The organism is Micromonospora sp. NPDC002296 (assembly GCF_040296145.1).
Lineage (GTDB): Bacteria > Actinomycetota > Actinomycetes > Mycobacteriales > Micromonosporaceae > Micromonospora.
Genome location: NZ_JBEOWQ010000022.1, coordinates 1 through 16078, shown reverse-complemented (window position 1 = coordinate 16078; position 16078 = coordinate 1). Strand labels below are relative to the sequence as shown.

Below are 16078 nucleotides of genomic sequence, written 5' to 3'. Positions count from 1 at the left end.
GGTGCGGAGCCGCGGGAGCCCAGATGGTGCGTGCAGCGACAGTGGACCGGCCGGCCAGGCGGGGCAGCGACTATGCGGAGTTGTCCCGGCGGATCAGCCAGGCGGGCCTGCTGAACCGCCGGCCCGGCGGGTACGCGGCTCGGATCGTGCTGACCGTGGCGGCCTTCGTCGCCGGCTGGGTGGCGGTGCCGCTGGTCGGCGACTCGTGGTGGCAGCTCGCGGTGGCGGCCGTCCTGGCGGTGGCCACCACCCAGGTGGCGTTCCTCGGGCACGACGCCGGGCACCGGCAGATGTTCCGCCGCCGGGGCCCCAGCGAGGTGACCGGGCTGCTCGCCGGCAACCTGGCGGTCGGGCTCAGCTACGGCTGGTGGGTCGACAAGCACAACCGCCACCACGCCAACCCGAACCATGAGGACGAGGACCCGGACGTGGGCGCCGGGGCGCTGGTCTGGACGTACGAGCAGGCCGCCGTGACCCGGGGGTTCGGCCGCCGGCTGGCCCGCCGGCAGGCCTGGCTGTTCTTCCCGATGCTGCTGCTGGAAGGGCTGGCCCTGCACGTGGCGAGCGTGCGGGCGTTGATCGCCCGGGGGCCGGACGGCCGGTACGCGACGCCGATGCGGCACCGGGCCGTCGAGGGGGTGCTGCTCGCGGCGCACGCCGTCGGCTACCTCGGCCTGCTGTTCGCGGTGCTGTCGCCGGGGAAGGCGCTGGCGTTCGTGGCCGTCCACCAGGGCCTGTGGGGGCTCTACATGGGGTGCGCGTTCGCCCCGAACCACAAGGGCATGCCGATGCCGACCGCCGACGACGACCTCGACTTCCTGCGTAAGCAGGTGCTCACCGCACGCAACGTGCGGGGCGGCCGGTTCATCGACGTGGCGCTCGGCGGGCTGAATTACCAGATCGAGCACCACCTGTTCCCGAACATGCCCCGGGGGAACCTGCGCCGGGCCCAGCCCCTGGTGCGGGCGTACTGCGCCGAACTCGACCTGCCGTACGCGGAGACGGGGCTGGTCGAGTCGTACCGGCAGGCGCTCGCCCACCTGCACGAGGTGGGGCGTCCGCTGCGCGGCTGAGCCCGGACGCGCGACGGGGCGGCGCCGACCGGCGCCGCCCCGTCCCGGTGCTCCGCGCAGGTCAGCCGCCGAACGCCTTCTTCAGCGACTCCGGCGCCTCTTCGGTCTCGCCGGCCGCGGGCTTCTCGGGCGACACGGTGGCCCCGAAGTCCGAGTACGTGGTGGTCATCTTGCCCAGCGCGGCAAGCAGCACGCTGGTGTCAACGTCCAGCTCGACGAGCCGCCCCTCGGCGTCGGTCCTCGCGGTGAAGGGGACGGCCTTGGCCTTCGCACCGAGCGCCTTGATGTCCTTGTCGTCGGGGTTGGCCTTGGTGTAGTCCAGCGTGCCGGAGAAGGCGCCCTCGCCGGTCTTCTTCACCTCGACCACGCCACCGATCATCTTCTTGGCGCCGCCCGGGTCGCCGTCGGGCATCAGGTTCAGCTGCCCGTTGGCGCCGAGCTTGGTGGCGTCCATGTGCAGCCACTTCTTGGAGATGCTGTTCGCCTTGAGCCACATGTCGTCGCCGATGGTGATCATGCGGATCTTGCCGCCCTGGGCACCCAGGTCCAGCGTCATGTCGGCGGACTTGCTCCGCGGGTCCATCAGGCCGCCGCCGTTCATGACCGAGGACTTGATGTCCACCCGGACGCTCTGCTCGTTCAGCTTCAGCGCGGCGGCGGTGAGCTCGGCGAGCGCGTCGGCCGGGGCGCTGCTGGCGGGCGCCGCGCTCGCGCCGGTGTTGCCGTTGCCGGCCGGCGCGTCCCCTCCGTCCTGGTTGCCGCAGCCGGTGAGGCCGAGACCGAGACCGAACGCGGCGACGAGCGCAACCCCCGTGGTTGCCAGCCGTCGAGTGTTCATTGTGGATCACTCCTCGTGAAGGGTGGGCCGGGCGGCGGTGTGTGGCTGCCCGGCCGGGCCGCGGGCCAGCGTAGCGGGCCGGGGCGACAGCCTTTGGCCCGTCGGCGGGCCACCCTCGCCCGCCTCCGTGCCCTGCCCAGCCTGTCCGCGCAGGTCGACGGGGGTGGACGAGGTGGTGGGAGAGCCGGTCACCCGGCCCTGCCGGTAGGGTCGGGGCCATGGCAGACGTGCTCACCGCAGAGGCGGTGCGAGACGGGCTGGGCGGCCTGGCGGACTGGACGGGGGACCCGACCGGGATCAGTCGTACCACCGAGCTGGGCAGCTTCCCGGCGGCGATCGCCGTGGTCGACCGGGTCGCCGAGGTGGCCGAGGAGCTGGACCATCACCCCGACATCGACATCCGGTGGCGGACCCTCACCTTCCGCTGCGTCACCCACTCGGCGGGTGGGGTCACCGAGCGTGACCTGGATTTGGCGCGGCGGATCGACGACATCGTCCGGAGTGCCCGATGAGATTCGAGATCAGCAAGGTGCTCGACGCCATCGAGGGGCGGGTCTGCACCGACCCGTCGCTGGCCCGCGCCGTCCTCGACCTGGCCGAGGTGATCCGCTACCAGGACCTCGACGGCGGCCGGCCGGCGAACCTGCTCCGGCTCGGCATGGTGATCGACGCGCTCGCCCGCGACCTGGAGGAGGACAGCGTCCCGGTCTACGCGATCGTGCACCGGGCGCTGCTCTCCGACGCCGACCTGACGTCCAACGAGCGGATGGTGGTCCGCCGCTGGGCCGACGACGGCCTGGTGGAGGTGCTCGACAACCCGGGCGACCGGATGCTGGAGGTCGCCGACCTGCTCGGGCTGCCGGTGCTCAGCCGGGGACGCTTCGACGGGGTGCGCAGCCGGTTCCCCTGGGCGGTCGAGCAGCCGGGCCGGGTGCTGGCCCCGGTGCCGGGGGCGGGCGGGCCGGTGTTCATCGCCCACGTCGGCGGCGGGAACGTGCCCGTCCCCGGCACCCGCTCGGCGACCGGCGCGAAGCTGCTCGCCCGGCAGTGGCGCTGCCCCGAGCCGGGCTGCGCCCTCTTCGGCGGCGGGGGCGGCGCGTTCGCCGACCTCCGGGCGGAGCGGGCCCCGGCCGGGCAGCCGCCGCCCACCCTGCGCGGCGGGGTGCCGACCTGCCCACGGCACGGCGCCCGGCTCGGCGACGCCGGGCCGCGCCCGCGTACCGAGGTGCTGGCCGTGCGCGTCGGCGGGCTGATCCGCCGTCGGTTCGTGCTCACCGAGGGGCAGTCGGTGCTGGTCGGGCGCGCGCCGGAGCAGCAGGGCGGGATCGTGCTCGGCCAGTGGCTCAACGACGAGGCGCGGCGCTGGATCAGCCGCGGCCACGTCCGGTTCGAGCTGCGGGTCGGCGAGGTGATCGTCACCGATGTCAGCACCAACGGCTCGGGCATCCGCCCGTCCGGCTCGATGGCCGAGTCGGACCGGATTCCGCTGAAGCCGCAGCAGTCCCGGGTGCTCTCCGCCAACGACATGATCGAGCTGTACCCGGGGGTGCAGATCGGCCGTGCCGACGAGCTTCCGACGGGCGCCCCGTTCACCCCCACCTCGGTGATGGCCGAGGCCCCCACCATGGCGATGCGCCTGCCCCGGCCCTGACCGGGCCGCCGGGCGGGCGGACGACGGCGGGCGCGGGGACCGTGGTCCCGACGCCCGCCGCTGTCGTACGGGAGGATCAGCCGGCCAGCACGGCGGCGAGCTGGGCCACGGCGTGGTCGATCTCCTCGGCGGTGATCACCAGCGGCGGGGCCAGCCGGAGCGTCGAGCCGTGGGTGTCCTTGGCCAGCACGCCCCGTTCCATCAGCCGCTCGCAGGCCTGCCGGCCGGTCATCAGCGTCGGGTCGATGTCCAGGCCGGCCCACAGGCCCCGGCCCCGGACGGCGACCAGCCCCTTGCCGACCAGCGACCGGAGGCCGGCGTGCAGCCGCTCGCCCAGCTCCGCCGAGCGGCGCTGGAACTCGCCGGTGGCCAGCAGCCGGACCACCTCGGTGGCGACGGCGCAGGCCAGCGGGTTGCCGCCGAAGGTGGAGCCGTGCTGGCCCGGCTTCAGCACCCCCAGCACGTCGGCGTTCGCGGCGACCGCGGAGACCGGCACGATGCCGCCGCCGAGCGCCTTGCCGAGCAGGTACATGTCGGGCACCACGCCCTCGTGCTCGCAGGCGAAGGTGGTGCCCGTCCGGCCCAGGCCGGACTGGATCTCGTCGGCGACGAGGAGCACGTTCCGCTCGGTGCAGACCCGGCGCACGCCCGGCAGGTAGCCCTCCGGCGGCACCACCACGCCCTGCTCGCCCTGGATCGGCTCCAGCAGCACGGCGACGGTGTTCTCGTCGATGGCGGCGGCCAGCGCATCCAGGTCGCCGTACGGGACGACCGTGAAGCCCGGGGTGTACGGCCCGAAGTCCGCGCGCGCGTCCTCGTCCGTGGAGAAGCTGACGATGGTGGTGGTGCGGCCGTGGAAGTTCCCCTCGGCCACCACGATGTTCGCCTGCCCGGCCGGCACGCCCTTGACCTGGTACCCCCACTTGCGGGCGACCTTGATCCCGGTCTCCACCGCCTCGGCGCCGGTGTTCATCGGCAGCACCAGGTCCTTGCCGCACAGCTCGGCCAGCTCGCGGCAGAAGTCGGCGAACTGGTCGTGGACGAACGCCCGGCTGGTCAGGGTCAGCTTGTCGAGCTGCGCGTGCGCGGCGGCGATGAGCCGAGGGTGCCGGTGGCCGAAGTTGAGGGCCGAGTAGCCGGCGAGGCAGTCCAGGTAGCGCCGGTCGTCCACGTCGGTGAGCCAAACCCCCTCGGCGGAGGTGATCACCACCGGCAGCGGGTGGTAGTTGTGCGCGGTGAAGCGCTCGGCGTCCCGGACCGCGCCCGGCGTCCGCAGCCTGTCATCCACGATCAATTGCTCGCCTTTCCCTGACGGAGCCGCAACGTGCAGCACTTCGGTCCACCGCCGGCCTTGCGCAGCTCGGACAGGTCGACACCGATGGTCTCGTAGCCCCGGTCGCGCAGCTTCGCGGCCAGGTCGGTGGCCTGCGCGGGCAGCACCACGTGCCGCCCGTCGCCGACCGCGTTCAGGCCCAGCACCTCGGCGTCGGCCATGGTGGCGTGGACCGCGTCGGGGAAGAGCCGGCGCAGCGCGGCCTGGCTGCCGGGCGAGAACGCCTCCGGCAGGTACGCCACGGTGTGCTCGTCCAGCACCGTGAGCGCGGTGTCCAGGTGGTAGAAGCGCGGGTCGACGAGCTGCATGGTGACGACCGGGTAGCCGAACACCTCCTGCAGCTCGGCGTGCGACGCGTGCGCGGTGCGGAACCCGGTGCCGGCCAGCAGGACGTCGCCGGCCAGCAGGATGTCGCCCTCGCCCTCGTTGACGTGCTTCGGGTCGTACACCTCGAAGCCGGCGGCCTCGAACCAGGCCCGGTAGGCGGGGGCCTCGTCGGCGCGCTGCGGGTCGCGGAACTGCACGGCCATCGCCCGGCCGTCGATCACGGTGCCGCCGTTGGCGGCGAAGACCATGTCGGGCAGGCCGGGCAGCGGGGCGATCTCCTCGACCGTGTGGCCCAGCTCGCGGTAGATCCCGCGCAGCTCCTCCCACTGCCGGATCGCCAGGTCGGCGTCGACCGGCGCGGTGGGGTCCATCCACGGATTGATCGCGTAGTCGACGGCGAAGTACGTCGGCCGGCACATCAGCAAGCGCTGGCTGGTGGCGTCCATCGTCATTGTCCTGCTCCCAGGGGTCGGGCGCGCCCCGGCCACCTTCGGCCCACGGGGCTGGCGCCGTGGCCCAACGGTATGCGTCCGGCGTCGACGACATCCACCGGTGGAACTTGCGTCGACCGACTGATCATTGCGTATACGAGGACCCGCCCGACGATTCCTTGCGCACCCCCACTCCGCCCTCCCGCACCGATCTTGCAGTTGCGGGCCCGGGCGAGGGGGGCACCGTGGGGGCGAGTCGGGGCCGGACGTGCTTCGGGGGGCGGCGAACCGCCGCCCCCCGAAAGAGGATGTGCCCGGCTGGTGAACCACCAGTACTGGTCGGGCTGGGCCGGCGAACCGCCGGCTGAGATCAAAGTGCCCGTCAGAACCGGTCGACAAACTGTGAGTCGAGCCACTCACGGAGCCGCTGCACCCAGTCGCCGTCCGTGGTCGGCCAGTCGAACTGGCCGGTCATCGCCAGCACGCCGAGGACCACGGCGGCGATGCCGAAGGCCATGCCGAGCAGGGCGTCGGTCTTGCCGGCGATGTGCCGGCGCCGGGTGGCGAGCAGGCCGAACACGGAAAGCACCGCGCCGAGCACGCCGACCGCGATGCCGTACCCGGCGAGGGTCCCGGTCAGCACGGCGAGCGCCCCGGCGACGCCGACGATCAGGCCGAGGGTGGCGAGCAGGCTGGCCCGGGGCCTCGGCCCGGCCGCCACCGGCGCGGGCCGGGTCTCGCCGTCGGCGCGGTCAACCGGCGTCGGCCGGTCGGCGGTGCGGTCCCGGTCGAGGTCGAGGTCGAGGTCCGGCTTCTTGGTGGGGGAGCCGGTCGTGGCGGGGGATCCGGTCGTGGTGGGGGCGGCCGTCGCGGTGGACGGGCCGGTGGTCGGCCGCTGGGCCTCGCCGTCCGGGGTGCGGGCGGTCGCCGCGCGGGCGGTCGCCGCGCGGGCGCGGGCTGCCCGCTCCGCCGCCTCTCGCTCCGCGTCCGAGGCCCGCTCGCCGTCGCTGGCGGTGGTGCCGCTGCGGTACGTCGCCTGCTCGTCGCCGCGGTCGGTGAGCACCGGCCGCCCGGCGGGGCGGCTGCCGGTGTCCGTCGCGACGGCCCTCTCGAACTCGTCGACGTGGCCGTCGCCGTTGCTGTCGGAAGTCGTCGTCGCCGGCTCGCTCCGGCGCGACAACAGCGAAGGAATCTTCACCTCATCACCTCCTGGTCAATGCGTGGAGGACTGGGAAGCGCCAGTGGCAGCCACGCGGTACGCCCCCGAGGTACCCAACCGCCGAGCCGCCGACACCCCCGTCACCGGTGGGGCGGACCGGCCTGCCCTTGAGACCCACGCCGCTCAGTCGGCGGGTGCCGCCGTGCGTCCTGTGGAACTGATGTCGACAACGGATCGGCCGCCCGGCGGTCGGAGGCGGCGGGTGGCTCGGTCCAGGGCGGGCCCGGCACGAACCGGCTCCGGCATCCGGAGCTACCGTTGCGGGCGTGCCAGAGGGACACACCATTCACCGCCTCGCCGCCCGGCACGCCGAGTTGTTCGCCGGCGACAAGGTGCAGGCCGCCAGCCCGCAGGGCCGCTTCGCCGAGGGCGCGGCTCGGCTCTCCGGCACCGTCCTGGACGACACCGAGGCGTACGGCAAGCACCTGCTGCACCACTACGCGCACGAGTTGACCCTGCACGTGCACCTGGGCCTGTACGGGAGGGTCACCGACGGGCCGGGGGAGCCGCCCCCACCCGTCGGCCAGGTGCGGCTGCGGCTGACCAGCGACGCGTACTGGCTGGACCTGCGCGGCCCCACCGCCTGCGAGCTGCTCACCCCGCACGAGGTGGTGGCGCTGCGCGACCGGCTCGGCCCCGATCCGCTGCGCGCCGACGCCGACCCGGCCCGCGCGTACGCCCGGATCTCCCGCAGCCCGACCCCGCTCGCGGCGCTGCTGCTCGACCAGTCGGTGGTGGCCGGCACGGGGTTGATCTTCGTCACGGAGGCGCTGTTCCGGGCCGGCCTGCCGCCGCTGCTGCCCGGCCGGGCGCTGACCCCGGCGCTCTGGCGGGAGCTGTGGGCGGACCTGGTGGACCTGATGACCAGGGCCGTCGAGGTGGGCCGGATCGACACCGTCCGGGACGCCCACCTGCCGGAGGCCACCGGCAGGGCGCCCCGGGTGGACCGGCACGGCGGCGAGGTGTACGTCTACCGCCGCCCCGGCCAGCCCTGCCACGTCTGCGGCGACGAGGTGCTCCGCGGCACCCTGACCGGCCGCAACCTCTACTGGTGCCCCACCTGCCAGCGCTAGCCCAGTTCCGCGAGCCAGCGGGCCGTCTCGATCTGGTGGCCGAACACCGCGTCCTCGGCGACGCTCCAGGCCAGGGTGTGCCCGATCGCCCAGCCCCGGACCCGCTCGGCGTCCAGGCCCAGCTCGGCGGCGAGCCGGCCCAGCCGGTGCCGTACCGCCGCCGGGGAGTGGCCCAGCTCCTGCCCCCGGACGATCGCCACCGCCCCGAACTCGCGCTCGCCGGCCAGCGGCTTCGGGTCGATCACCAGCCACGGTTCCCGGGTGGCCCGCAACACGTTGCCGGCGTGCAGGTCCTGGTTGACCAGCACCTGCTCGCCCTGCGTGCCGATCAGCTCGGCGAGCCGGCCGAGTGCGGCGTCCAGCAGCCGCCGCTCGTACGGCCGGCCGGCCCGTTCCCAGTCCGCCGGCATCTGCTCGATCCAGCCCGCCGCCTCCTCGGCCAGGGGGGTGAACGGCGTGCCGGCCGGCTGCCATAGCCGGGGCAGCAGCCCGGCGACCACGTCCAGCGCCTCGTCCGGCGGCAGGGCGTGCAGCGGCGTGCCCGGGGCGCAGCGCTCCACCAGCAGAGCCCGCCGGCCCGGGTCGTGCCCGAGCAGCCGGACCGCCCCGTCGCCCGCCCAGTGCGACAGGGCGGTGGCCTCGTGCGTGCTGTCGGCGTCCGGGTACTGGAGCTTGAGCACCGCCCGGGTGCGGTCGGGCAGCTCGACCGGCAACGCCAGCGAGGCGAACGCGGACGGGAACGGCGGGCCGGACAGCCGCAGCCCCCACCCGTCGACGCACTCCGCCACCCGGTCCGGCAGCGCCGCGAGCCAGGCCCGGCCGGCCGGGACGCGTTCGGTCCAGCGCAGCCCTTCGGGGATTTCCAGCCGCCCGCCCATCGGACCATCCTCGACCCGACCGGCCGGTCGGCACCACCGGTTAATGCCCGCCACCGCCTGGAACAGGAAGAGCCCGCTCAGCGCAGCCGGCGGATGTCGCCGTACGCGCGGTAGAAGCCGCCCCGGCCCGCCGGGCGGACCTCGGTGATCAGGTAGCGCGCCCCGGCCTCGCGGATGCCCTTGGGGAACTGCACCGACCAGTCGCGGTGGTAGCCGTCGGAGAGGACGTGGACGCGCAGCCGGCCGCCCTCGTCGACGCACTGCACCACCACGCCGTCCCGCTCCTCGGTGGTGACCTCCACCGTGGTCCAGGCCGCCGGCTCGGGCAGCCGGGCCGGGGCCTTGACGTCCACCACCTCCGGCACACTGCCCGCCTCGGCGGCCCGGATCGCCGGCTCGCTCGCGTCGACGCAGGCCAGGTAGCCCCCGGTGGTGACCACGTAGAGCCGCTCGTCGTGGTACTGCATCGAGTAGGCCGAGCCGCAGCCGGTGCCGAGCTTCCACAGCCGGTTGCCGGCGGCGTCGAAGCAGTAGATCGAGGACTGGTTGTCGCCGGCGAAGACGTACCGGCCGTCCTCGGCGGTGGCGCAGGAGAAGACCGCGGCGTCGCAGCGGTACGTCCGCTCGGCGCGCCCGTCCTTGCGCAGCCGCACCACCTCGCGGGTGCCGGTGCCGGCGAACACGGCGTCGCGCTCCTGCCAGCCGAAGAGCACCGAGCCGGTGCGGGTGTGCCACAGCTCCCGCCCGGTGCGCCAGTCGTAGCCGGTCACCCCCTGGGAGTGGCCCTGGTAGAGCGCGTCGGCATCGCAGCGGACCATCCACCCGCCCCGGCCGCGCCCCGGCCGCCGCCAGAGGAACTCGTCCTCGTGGTCGATCGCGGCGATCCCGCCGCCGGCGTCGGAGACGCCCAGCACCCCGTCGTGGATGTCCAGCCAGTAGATGTCGATGTCGGGGGCGATCGCGTACGCAGCCCGGGGCACCTTGCCGGAGAGGTCGTAGACGTTGCCGTCGTCGCAGCCCGCGTAGACCCAGGCGTCGTCGGCGACGATGCACTTCACCCCGTCGGGGAGCCGGACCTGGTTGAGCAGCCGGGCGTCGTGGTCGAGGGTGGTGATCACCCCGTGCTCGTTGCCGACCATGCAGTGCCGCCCGTCGACGAAGATGCCGAACGCGGGCGCGCCCGAGGCGTACCGCCACAGCACCGGGGCGGTCCGGGCGGTCGAGCGGGTGCTGACGATCTGGCGTCGGGAGACGGGCCGCTTCTGGCGGGCGCCGGGCACCGCCGGGGCGTACCCCTTGCGGACCTTCTCCCCGATCTTCTTCGCGGCGGCGGCGCGGGCGCGCAGGTTGTCCGGGTACGCCGTGGTCTTCACCTGGCCCTGGTCGCCGATCCGCCCGTAGCGCACGGTCAGCGCGGTGTCGTCCACCATCACCTCGTAGAACTTGTGCGCCGCACCGTCCGATTCGGACAGTTCGAGGTAGGTAGTCTCCTGCGACATGGGATCGCCTTTCGGGGGGAAGAGCGCCGGACCCGGCACCGCGACAGCGCACACGCTAACCGTGCCCCCCGACAAGGAACGGTCTATCCCCGGCTGCGGTCGAGGGCGTCGACGGCCTTGCGGGCCGCGATCAGCACCGGGTCCCAGACGGGCGCGTACGGCGGGGCGTAGCCGAGGTCGAGGGCGGTCATCTCGTCCACCGTCATGCCGTTCCACAGCGCCACGGCCAGGGTGTCGATCCGCTTGGCGGCCTCCGACCAGCCGACGATCTGCGCGCCGAGCAGCCGCCCGCCGGGGCGCTCGGCGATCAGCTTCACCGTCATCGGCCGCGCCCCCGGGTAGTACCCGGCCCGGTTCGTCGACTCGGCCAGCACCGAGACGAACTCGAAGCCTGCGGCCGTGGCGTCCCGCTCGCGCAGGCCGGTGCGCCCCACCTCCAGCTCGCAGACCTTCGTCACGGCCGTGCCGATCACCCCGGGGAAGGTCGCGTACCCGCCGCCGAGGTTGATCCCGGCGACCCGGCCCTGCTTGTTGGCGTGGGTGCCCAGCGGCACGTGCACTGGCAGGCCGCTGACCAGGTGCAGGCTCTCCACGCAGTCGCCGGCCGCCCACACCCCCGGCGCCCCGACCACCCGCATCCGCCGGTCCACCCGGATCCCGCCGGAGGGGCCGACCGGCAGGCCGGCGGCCTCGGCGAGGGCGGTGTTGGGGCGTACCCCCAGGCCCAGGACCACGACATCGGCCGGCAGCGGCCCGTCGTCGGTGACCACCGCGGACACCCGGCCGTCGCGCTGGTCGAGCCCGGTCACCCCCACGCCGGTACGGATGTCGATGCCGATGCCGCGCATGGCCGTCGCGACGAGAGCGGCCATGTCGGGGTCGACGGTCGCCATCGGCTGGTCGGCCTTCTCGACCAGGGTGACCGACAGCCCGCGCTGGACCAGCGCCTCGGCCATCTCCACCCCGATGTAGCCGCCGCCGACCACCACCGCCCGCCGGGGCGTCGGGTCGCCGTCCAGCCAGTCGCGCAGGGCCCCGGCGTCGTCGAGGGTCTGCACGCCGAAGACGCCGCCCATGTCCGTGTCGGCCCAGCCGGGTGTCGTCGGCACCGCTCCGGCGGCGTACATGAGGTCGTCGAACCGCTCGCGGACCTCGCCGCCGCGGTCGAGGTCACGGGCGACCACCTCCCGGCGGTCCAGGTCGATCGCGGTGACCTCGTGCCGCAGCCGGACGTCGATGTCGAACTCGTCGCGGAAGGTGGCCGGGGCGCGGGCGACGAGCTGGTCCCGATCCGTGACCAGGCCGCTGATCCAGTACGGGATGCCGCACGCCGAGTACGAGGTGTGGTGCCCCCGCTCGAAGGCCACGATCTCCAGGTCCGAACGGTCGCGGCGACGACGCGCCTGGGAGGCCGCCGCCATGCCGGCGGCGTCCCCGCCGATGACGATCAACCGTTGCGCCACGCCGACCATCCTGTCACGCCACGCTTTCCGCCGAGCCCGTCCCGCCGCGCCGCCCACCCGACCCCGCCGCGCCCGGCGGTCCGTGCGGTCCCGCGCCCGGCCGTCGGTGCGGTCGGGCGCTCAGCCACGGGTCTGACGGGCCACGTCCCGCACCACGTCGACCAGGTTCCCGGTGCGGGAGAAGACCGCCCGCTGCCGGGCCGCCCCGGTGCCGTGCCGGCGCAGCCCACCGAGCAGGTCGGTCACCTCGGCCAGGTCGCCGTGCCGCTCCAGTTCGGGGCGGAGCCGCTCGACGAGCCGGTCCAGCAGCTCCCACGCCGGGCGCAGCTCGCCGTCGGTCAGATCCACCCCGTCGCCCTCCAGCCCGTCGTGCGCGGCCCGCCAGTGCGCGGCGACCAGCAGGTGGTGGTCGGTGCGCACCGGCGGCCGGCCCTCGGCGATGTCGGTCATCGCGCTGGCCACCAGGGCTCGGACCAGGGCGGCGACCAGCACGGCGTCGTCCACCGACGGGCAGACGTCGCCGATGCGCAGCTCCACCGTCGGGTACTTGGCCGACAGCCGGGCGTACCAGTAGAGCATCCCCTCGTCGAGCATCACGCCGCTGGCGATGAGCTGCCGGATCAGCCGCTCGTAGTGCTCGTGCGACTCCAGGTACGGCGTCGGCGCCACCGACGGCCACCGCTCCCACTCCACGGAGCGCCAGCTCGCGTAGCCGGTGTCCACGCCGGCCGAGAACGGGGAGTTGACCGTCACCGCGTGCAGGATCGGCAGCCAGGGCCGGACGTGGTTGAGCACCCGTACGCCGGTCTCCGGGTCCGGCACCCCGACGTGAACGTGCATGCCGTTGTTGCCGGGGCCGGGCACCAGCAGCCGGAACCGCTCGATCATCCGGTCGAAGCGGGGCTTGTCGACCACCGGCGGCACCGGGCCGTCCACCGGTCCGGTGCCGATGGCCAGCACCCGTACGCCGGCCCGCTCGGCCGCCTCGGACAGCGCCCGGCGCAGCACCCCCAGGGAGTGCCGGATCGACGACAGCTCCAGCCCCGGCGGGCTGCCGATCTCGATCTGGCTCGTCTGGAACTCGCGCTCGACCTGGCCGCGCAGCTCGGCCGGAACCTGCTCCATCACCAGGTCGACGGCCGGTACGGCGGCGCCGGTGTGCGGGTCGACGAGCAGGAACTCCTCCTCGACGCCGACGGTGAGCAGGTCGGTGCCGCCCGGGGCCACGTTCGGTTCCCGCTGCACCACTGAACCGCTCATCGTCCTCACCGTCCCTTTCCGTGCCGGCCGCGGCGCCGTGCCGCGACGTGACCGGCCAGTACCCGCAGTGTCGGTGCGGGGAAACTCCGTCGCCCGCGTGTCGCCCGCCGGCACGCCGCTCGCGTTCCGCCTCCCCGTTGCCGGGCCCCGCGTCGCGGGCGGAACGTTCCGCCCTTCGGGGTGGACGGCGAGGCCTAGGGTGGTCGCGTGGGCGGGTTGCTGCTGACGGTGACGGGGATGTGGGCGTACGCGCTCACCCACCTGATCGTGCTCGCGGACCGCCCGGCCGAGCTGCTGGCCGGGGCGGCCGTGGCCGCCGCCGTGCTGCTCGCCGTGGTGCTCGCCGGGCGGCTCCCGATGGCGGCAGGCCCGCCGGCCAGGGCCGCCAGGCACGGCGTCGGCCTGCGGGAACGCGCCCGGCGTCGGGGTGTTCCCCGGCAGGTCGACCCGGACGCCGCCGGCCGTCCCCGACCCCGCGCGCCCGGGCCGGGCCCCGCGGCCGGGTAGCTTCCCGGGCCGCGCCGGCCTCCGTCGGCGTCGGCCCCCGGGGTGACGGACGGGTGTTCCCCGTCGGCGTCGCCCCCCGCCATCAGGTCGCCTCCGCCGTCGTCCGTCCCGCCGCGCGTCCGTTTCCGGGCCGGTCGGGGCATCCGGAACCGGACCGAGGGGTCACCCATGCTCGCCTTCGCACCGCTGCACGGCGCGGTCGGCACCGCCGCCACCGCCGTCACCTGGCTCGCCGACACGCTGCACCCGCTGACCGGCGGGGCCGCCACGGCCGTCGCCATCGTTCTGTTCACCGTCGTCGTCCGGCTGCTGGTCTCGCCGCTCACCCTGGCCCAGGTGCGCGGGGAGCGGCGCCGCGCGGCCCTCGCCCCGCAGGTCCGCGACCTGCAACGCCGGTACGCCGACGACCCGGCCCGGTTGCGGAGCGAGCTGTTCGGGCTCTACCGGTCGGCCGGGGCGAGTCCGGTCGCCGGCTGCCTGCCGGCCCTGCTCCAGGCCCCGTTCTTCCTGATCATGTACCGGCTGTTCAGCACGGACGAGGGCGGCACCGGCCTGCTCGACGAGCGGCTGGCCGGGGTTCCGCTGGGCTGGCACCTCTCCGACGGCCTGACCGGGGCGGCCGGCCCGCTGTTCGGGGTGTTGCTGGCGGCGCTGGTGGCGCTGGCCTGGTGGTCGTCGCGCCGGGCGCGACGCGCGGCGGCTGCCGGGGTCACCGTGGCCGGCACGCCGACCGAGGGGCCGGGGGCGGCCACCCTGGGCCGGCTGGTCCCGCTGCTGCCGTACCTGACCGTGCTGGTCGCGTTGGTGGTGCCGCTGGCGGCGGTGCTCTACCTGGTCACCACGACGGCGTGGACGGCGGTGGAGCAGGCGGTGTTGCGCCGCCCCCGAGCGGAACCCGTCGAGGCTCGTTGACCACCGATCGGACCTCGGCGGACGACCGGGTCCGGTCGACGCCGCATCTCCCTCTGGACAGAAACAGTTAATACTCCTAATAATAAGCGCCAACGTTGATGAGTGTGAATGCCCGTCCGGGCGTGGAGGGTTGCATGAAGCGTTCCCGATCCCTTGTCCTTGCCCTGGTGACGGCGGTGGCCGCGACCGTCGGGGCGGCCTGGGTGGCACTGCCGGCGTTCGCCGCCGGGGCCACCGCGAACTTCGTCAAGACCTCCGACTGGGGGTCCGGCTGGGAGGGCAAGTACACGATCACCAACGGCGGTGCCACCGCCATCTCCGCGTGGACCGTCACCTTCGACCTGCCGGCCGGAACCACCGTCGGCAGCTACTGGGACGCCCTGCTGACCAGCTCCGGCCAGCGGTACACCTTCACCAACCGCTCCTGGAACGGCGGCGTCGCCCCCGGCGCGTCGGTGTCGTTCGGCTTCCTCGCCACCGGCTCCGGCAGCCCGACCAACTGCCAGCTCAACGGCGTCCCCTGCGGCGGCGGCCCCACCCCGACGACCGCGCCGCCGACCAGCGCGCCCCCGACCACGCCGCCCCCGACGACCCCGCCCCCGACGACTCCGCCCCCGACCACCCCGCCCCCGACCACCGCCCCGCCCACCGACGGCCTGCCGAAGCACCTGCTCACCGGCTACTGGCACAACTTCGACAACCCGGCGGTCGAGCTGCGGCTGCGGGACGTCCCGGCCGAGTACGACCTGGTCGCGGTCGCCTTCGCCGAGGCAACCGCCACCCCCGGGGCGGTCACCTTCGCCGTCGATCCCGGCCTGTCCGCCTCCCTCGGCGGCTACACCGACGCCGACTTCACCGCCGACGTGCGGACGCTGCACTCGCGCGGCAAGAAGGTCATCCTCTCCGTCGGCGGCGAGACCGGGCGGGTCGCGGTCAACAACGCGGCCTCGGCCACCGCCTTCGCCGACACCACGTACGCCCTCATCCAGCGGTACGGCTTCGACGGCGTCGACATCGACCTGGAGAACGGGCTCAACCCGACGTACATGGCCCAGGCGCTGCGCGCCCTGCGGGCCAAGGTCGGGACCGGCCTGATCATCGCGATGGCCCCGCAGACCATCGACATGCAGAACCCGGCCGGCGGTTACTTCAAGCTCGCCCTGGACATCCGGGACATCCTCACCGTGGTCAACACCCAGTTCTACAACTCCGGGGCGATGCTCGGCTGCGACCAGAACGCCGCGTACGGCCAGGGCACGGTGAACTTCATCGTCGCGCTCGCCTGCATCCAGTTGGAGGCCGGGCTGCGCCCCGACCAGGTCGGGCTCGGCCTGCCCGCCGGCCCCGGCGCGGCCGGTGGCGGCGTCGTCGCCCCGAGCGTGGTCAACGCCGCCCTCGACTGCCTGGCGAAGGGCACCAACTGCGGCAGCTTCCGCCCGCCGCGCACCTACCCGGGCATCCGGGGCGCGATGACCTGGTCGGTCAACTGGGACGTCAGCAACGGCAACGGCTTCGCCCGCACCGTCAAGCCGCACCTGTCCACCCTGCCCTGACCCGCCCGCACCACCACCCCGCACCACCGCCCCCGCACCACCGCCGGCCCGCCCTGCGCGG

15 protein-coding genes are annotated in these 16078 nt (G+C 74.4%); 7 read left to right on the top strand and 8 right to left on the bottom strand.

All coding sequences use genetic code 11. The features are described 5' to 3' along the window. Positions 1-23 precede the first annotated feature (23 nt). Positions 24-1073, top strand: a complete 1050-nt coding sequence (locus tag ABT023_RS18210) for a fatty acid desaturase family protein (protein WP_350886902.1) — start codon at positions 24-26, stop codon at positions 1071-1073. Positions 1074-1134: 61 nt separating this feature from the next. Here the strand turns inward: ABT023_RS18210 and ABT023_RS18205 are convergent, their stop codons facing one another. Beyond that, positions 1135-1911 (bottom strand): hypothetical protein, encoded by a 777-nt coding sequence (locus ABT023_RS18205; protein ID WP_350886899.1) that lies wholly within the window; start codon positions 1909-1911, stop codon positions 1135-1137. Positions 1912-2129: 218 nt separating this feature from the next. Between ABT023_RS18205 and ABT023_RS18200 the strand changes: the two genes are divergently transcribed. Both ABT023_RS18200 and ABT023_RS18195 read left to right on the top strand, forming a co-directional pair. After that, entirely contained in the window at positions 2130-2423 is a 294-nt protein-coding gene (locus tag ABT023_RS18200; RefSeq protein ID WP_350886896.1) for a 4a-hydroxytetrahydrobiopterin dehydratase, read from the top strand. Next, on the top strand, positions 2420-3562 hold the full coding sequence (locus ABT023_RS18195; RefSeq protein ID WP_350886893.1) for an FHA domain-containing protein: 1143 nt from the start codon (positions 2420-2422) through the stop codon (positions 3560-3562). The genes ABT023_RS18200 and ABT023_RS18195 overlap by 4 nt, the downstream gene beginning before the upstream one ends. A 76-nt stretch (positions 3563-3638) precedes the next feature. On the opposite strand, the gene rocD is transcribed toward ABT023_RS18195, so the two are convergent. From rocD to ABT023_RS18180, 3 genes are all read right to left on the bottom strand, one after another. Then, entirely contained in the window at positions 3639-4853 is a 1215-nt protein-coding gene (gene rocD, locus ABT023_RS18190) for an ornithine--oxo-acid transaminase (protein WP_350887060.1), read from the bottom strand. Beyond that, entirely contained in the window at positions 4853-5668 is an 816-nt protein-coding gene (ddaH, locus tag ABT023_RS18185) for a dimethylargininase (RefSeq protein WP_350887057.1), read from the bottom strand. The genes rocD and ddaH overlap by 1 nt, the downstream gene beginning before the upstream one ends. 367 nt (positions 5669-6035) lie before the next feature. Then, the gene (locus tag ABT023_RS18180) at positions 6036-6851 is read right to left on the bottom strand and encodes a DMT family transporter (protein ID WP_350886890.1); all 816 of its coding nucleotides are present in this window, start codon (positions 6849-6851) and stop codon (positions 6036-6038) included. Positions 6852-7138: 287 nt separating this feature from the next. Between ABT023_RS18180 and ABT023_RS18175 the strand changes: the two genes are divergently transcribed. Beyond that, positions 7139-7945, top strand: a complete 807-nt coding sequence (locus ABT023_RS18175) for an Fpg/Nei family DNA glycosylase (protein WP_350886887.1) — start codon at positions 7139-7141, stop codon at positions 7943-7945. On the opposite strand, the gene ABT023_RS18170 is transcribed toward ABT023_RS18175, so the two are convergent. The 4 genes from ABT023_RS18170 to ABT023_RS18155 form a co-directional block, all read right to left on the bottom strand. Continuing rightward, positions 7942-8823, bottom strand: a complete 882-nt coding sequence (locus ABT023_RS18170; RefSeq protein ID WP_350886885.1) for an aminoglycoside phosphotransferase family protein — start codon at positions 8821-8823, stop codon at positions 7942-7944. The genes ABT023_RS18175 and ABT023_RS18170 overlap by 4 nt on opposite strands. A gap of 77 nt (positions 8824-8900) precedes the next feature. Then, complete coding sequence (locus tag ABT023_RS18165) at positions 8901-10322, bottom strand: WGR domain-containing protein (protein WP_350886882.1); 1422 nt, start codon at positions 10320-10322, stop codon at positions 8901-8903. 83 nt (positions 10323-10405) lie between these two features. After that, positions 10406-11785: an FAD-dependent oxidoreductase gene (locus tag ABT023_RS18160; protein WP_350886879.1), complete on the bottom strand. Its 1380-nt coding sequence runs from the start codon at positions 11783-11785 to the stop codon at positions 10406-10408. Positions 11786-11905: 120 nt separating this feature from the next. Beyond that, positions 11906-13054 carry a carboxylate-amine ligase gene (locus tag ABT023_RS18155; protein WP_350886876.1) on the bottom strand — a complete coding sequence of 383 codons (1149 nt, stop codon included), beginning with the start codon at positions 13052-13054 and terminating at the stop codon, positions 11906-11908. Between the two features lie 198 nt (positions 13055-13252). On the opposite strand from ABT023_RS18155, the gene ABT023_RS18150 reads away from it, so the two are divergent. The 3 genes from ABT023_RS18150 (at position 13253) to ABT023_RS18140 (ending at position 16017) form a co-directional block, all read left to right on the top strand. After that, the gene (locus tag ABT023_RS18150) at positions 13253-13552 is read left to right on the top strand and encodes a DUF6412 domain-containing protein (RefSeq protein WP_350886874.1); all 300 of its coding nucleotides are present in this window, start codon (positions 13253-13255) and stop codon (positions 13550-13552) included. 168 nt (positions 13553-13720) lie between these two features. Continuing rightward, positions 13721-14464 (top strand): YidC/Oxa1 family membrane protein insertase, encoded by a 744-nt coding sequence (locus tag ABT023_RS18145; RefSeq protein WP_350886871.1) that lies wholly within the window; start codon positions 13721-13723, stop codon positions 14462-14464. A gap of 134 nt (positions 14465-14598) precedes the next feature. After that, on the top strand, positions 14599-16017 hold the full coding sequence (locus ABT023_RS18140) for a chitinase (RefSeq protein WP_350886868.1): 1419 nt from the start codon (positions 14599-14601) through the stop codon (positions 16015-16017). The last annotated feature ends 61 nt before the right edge of the window (positions 16018-16078 follow it).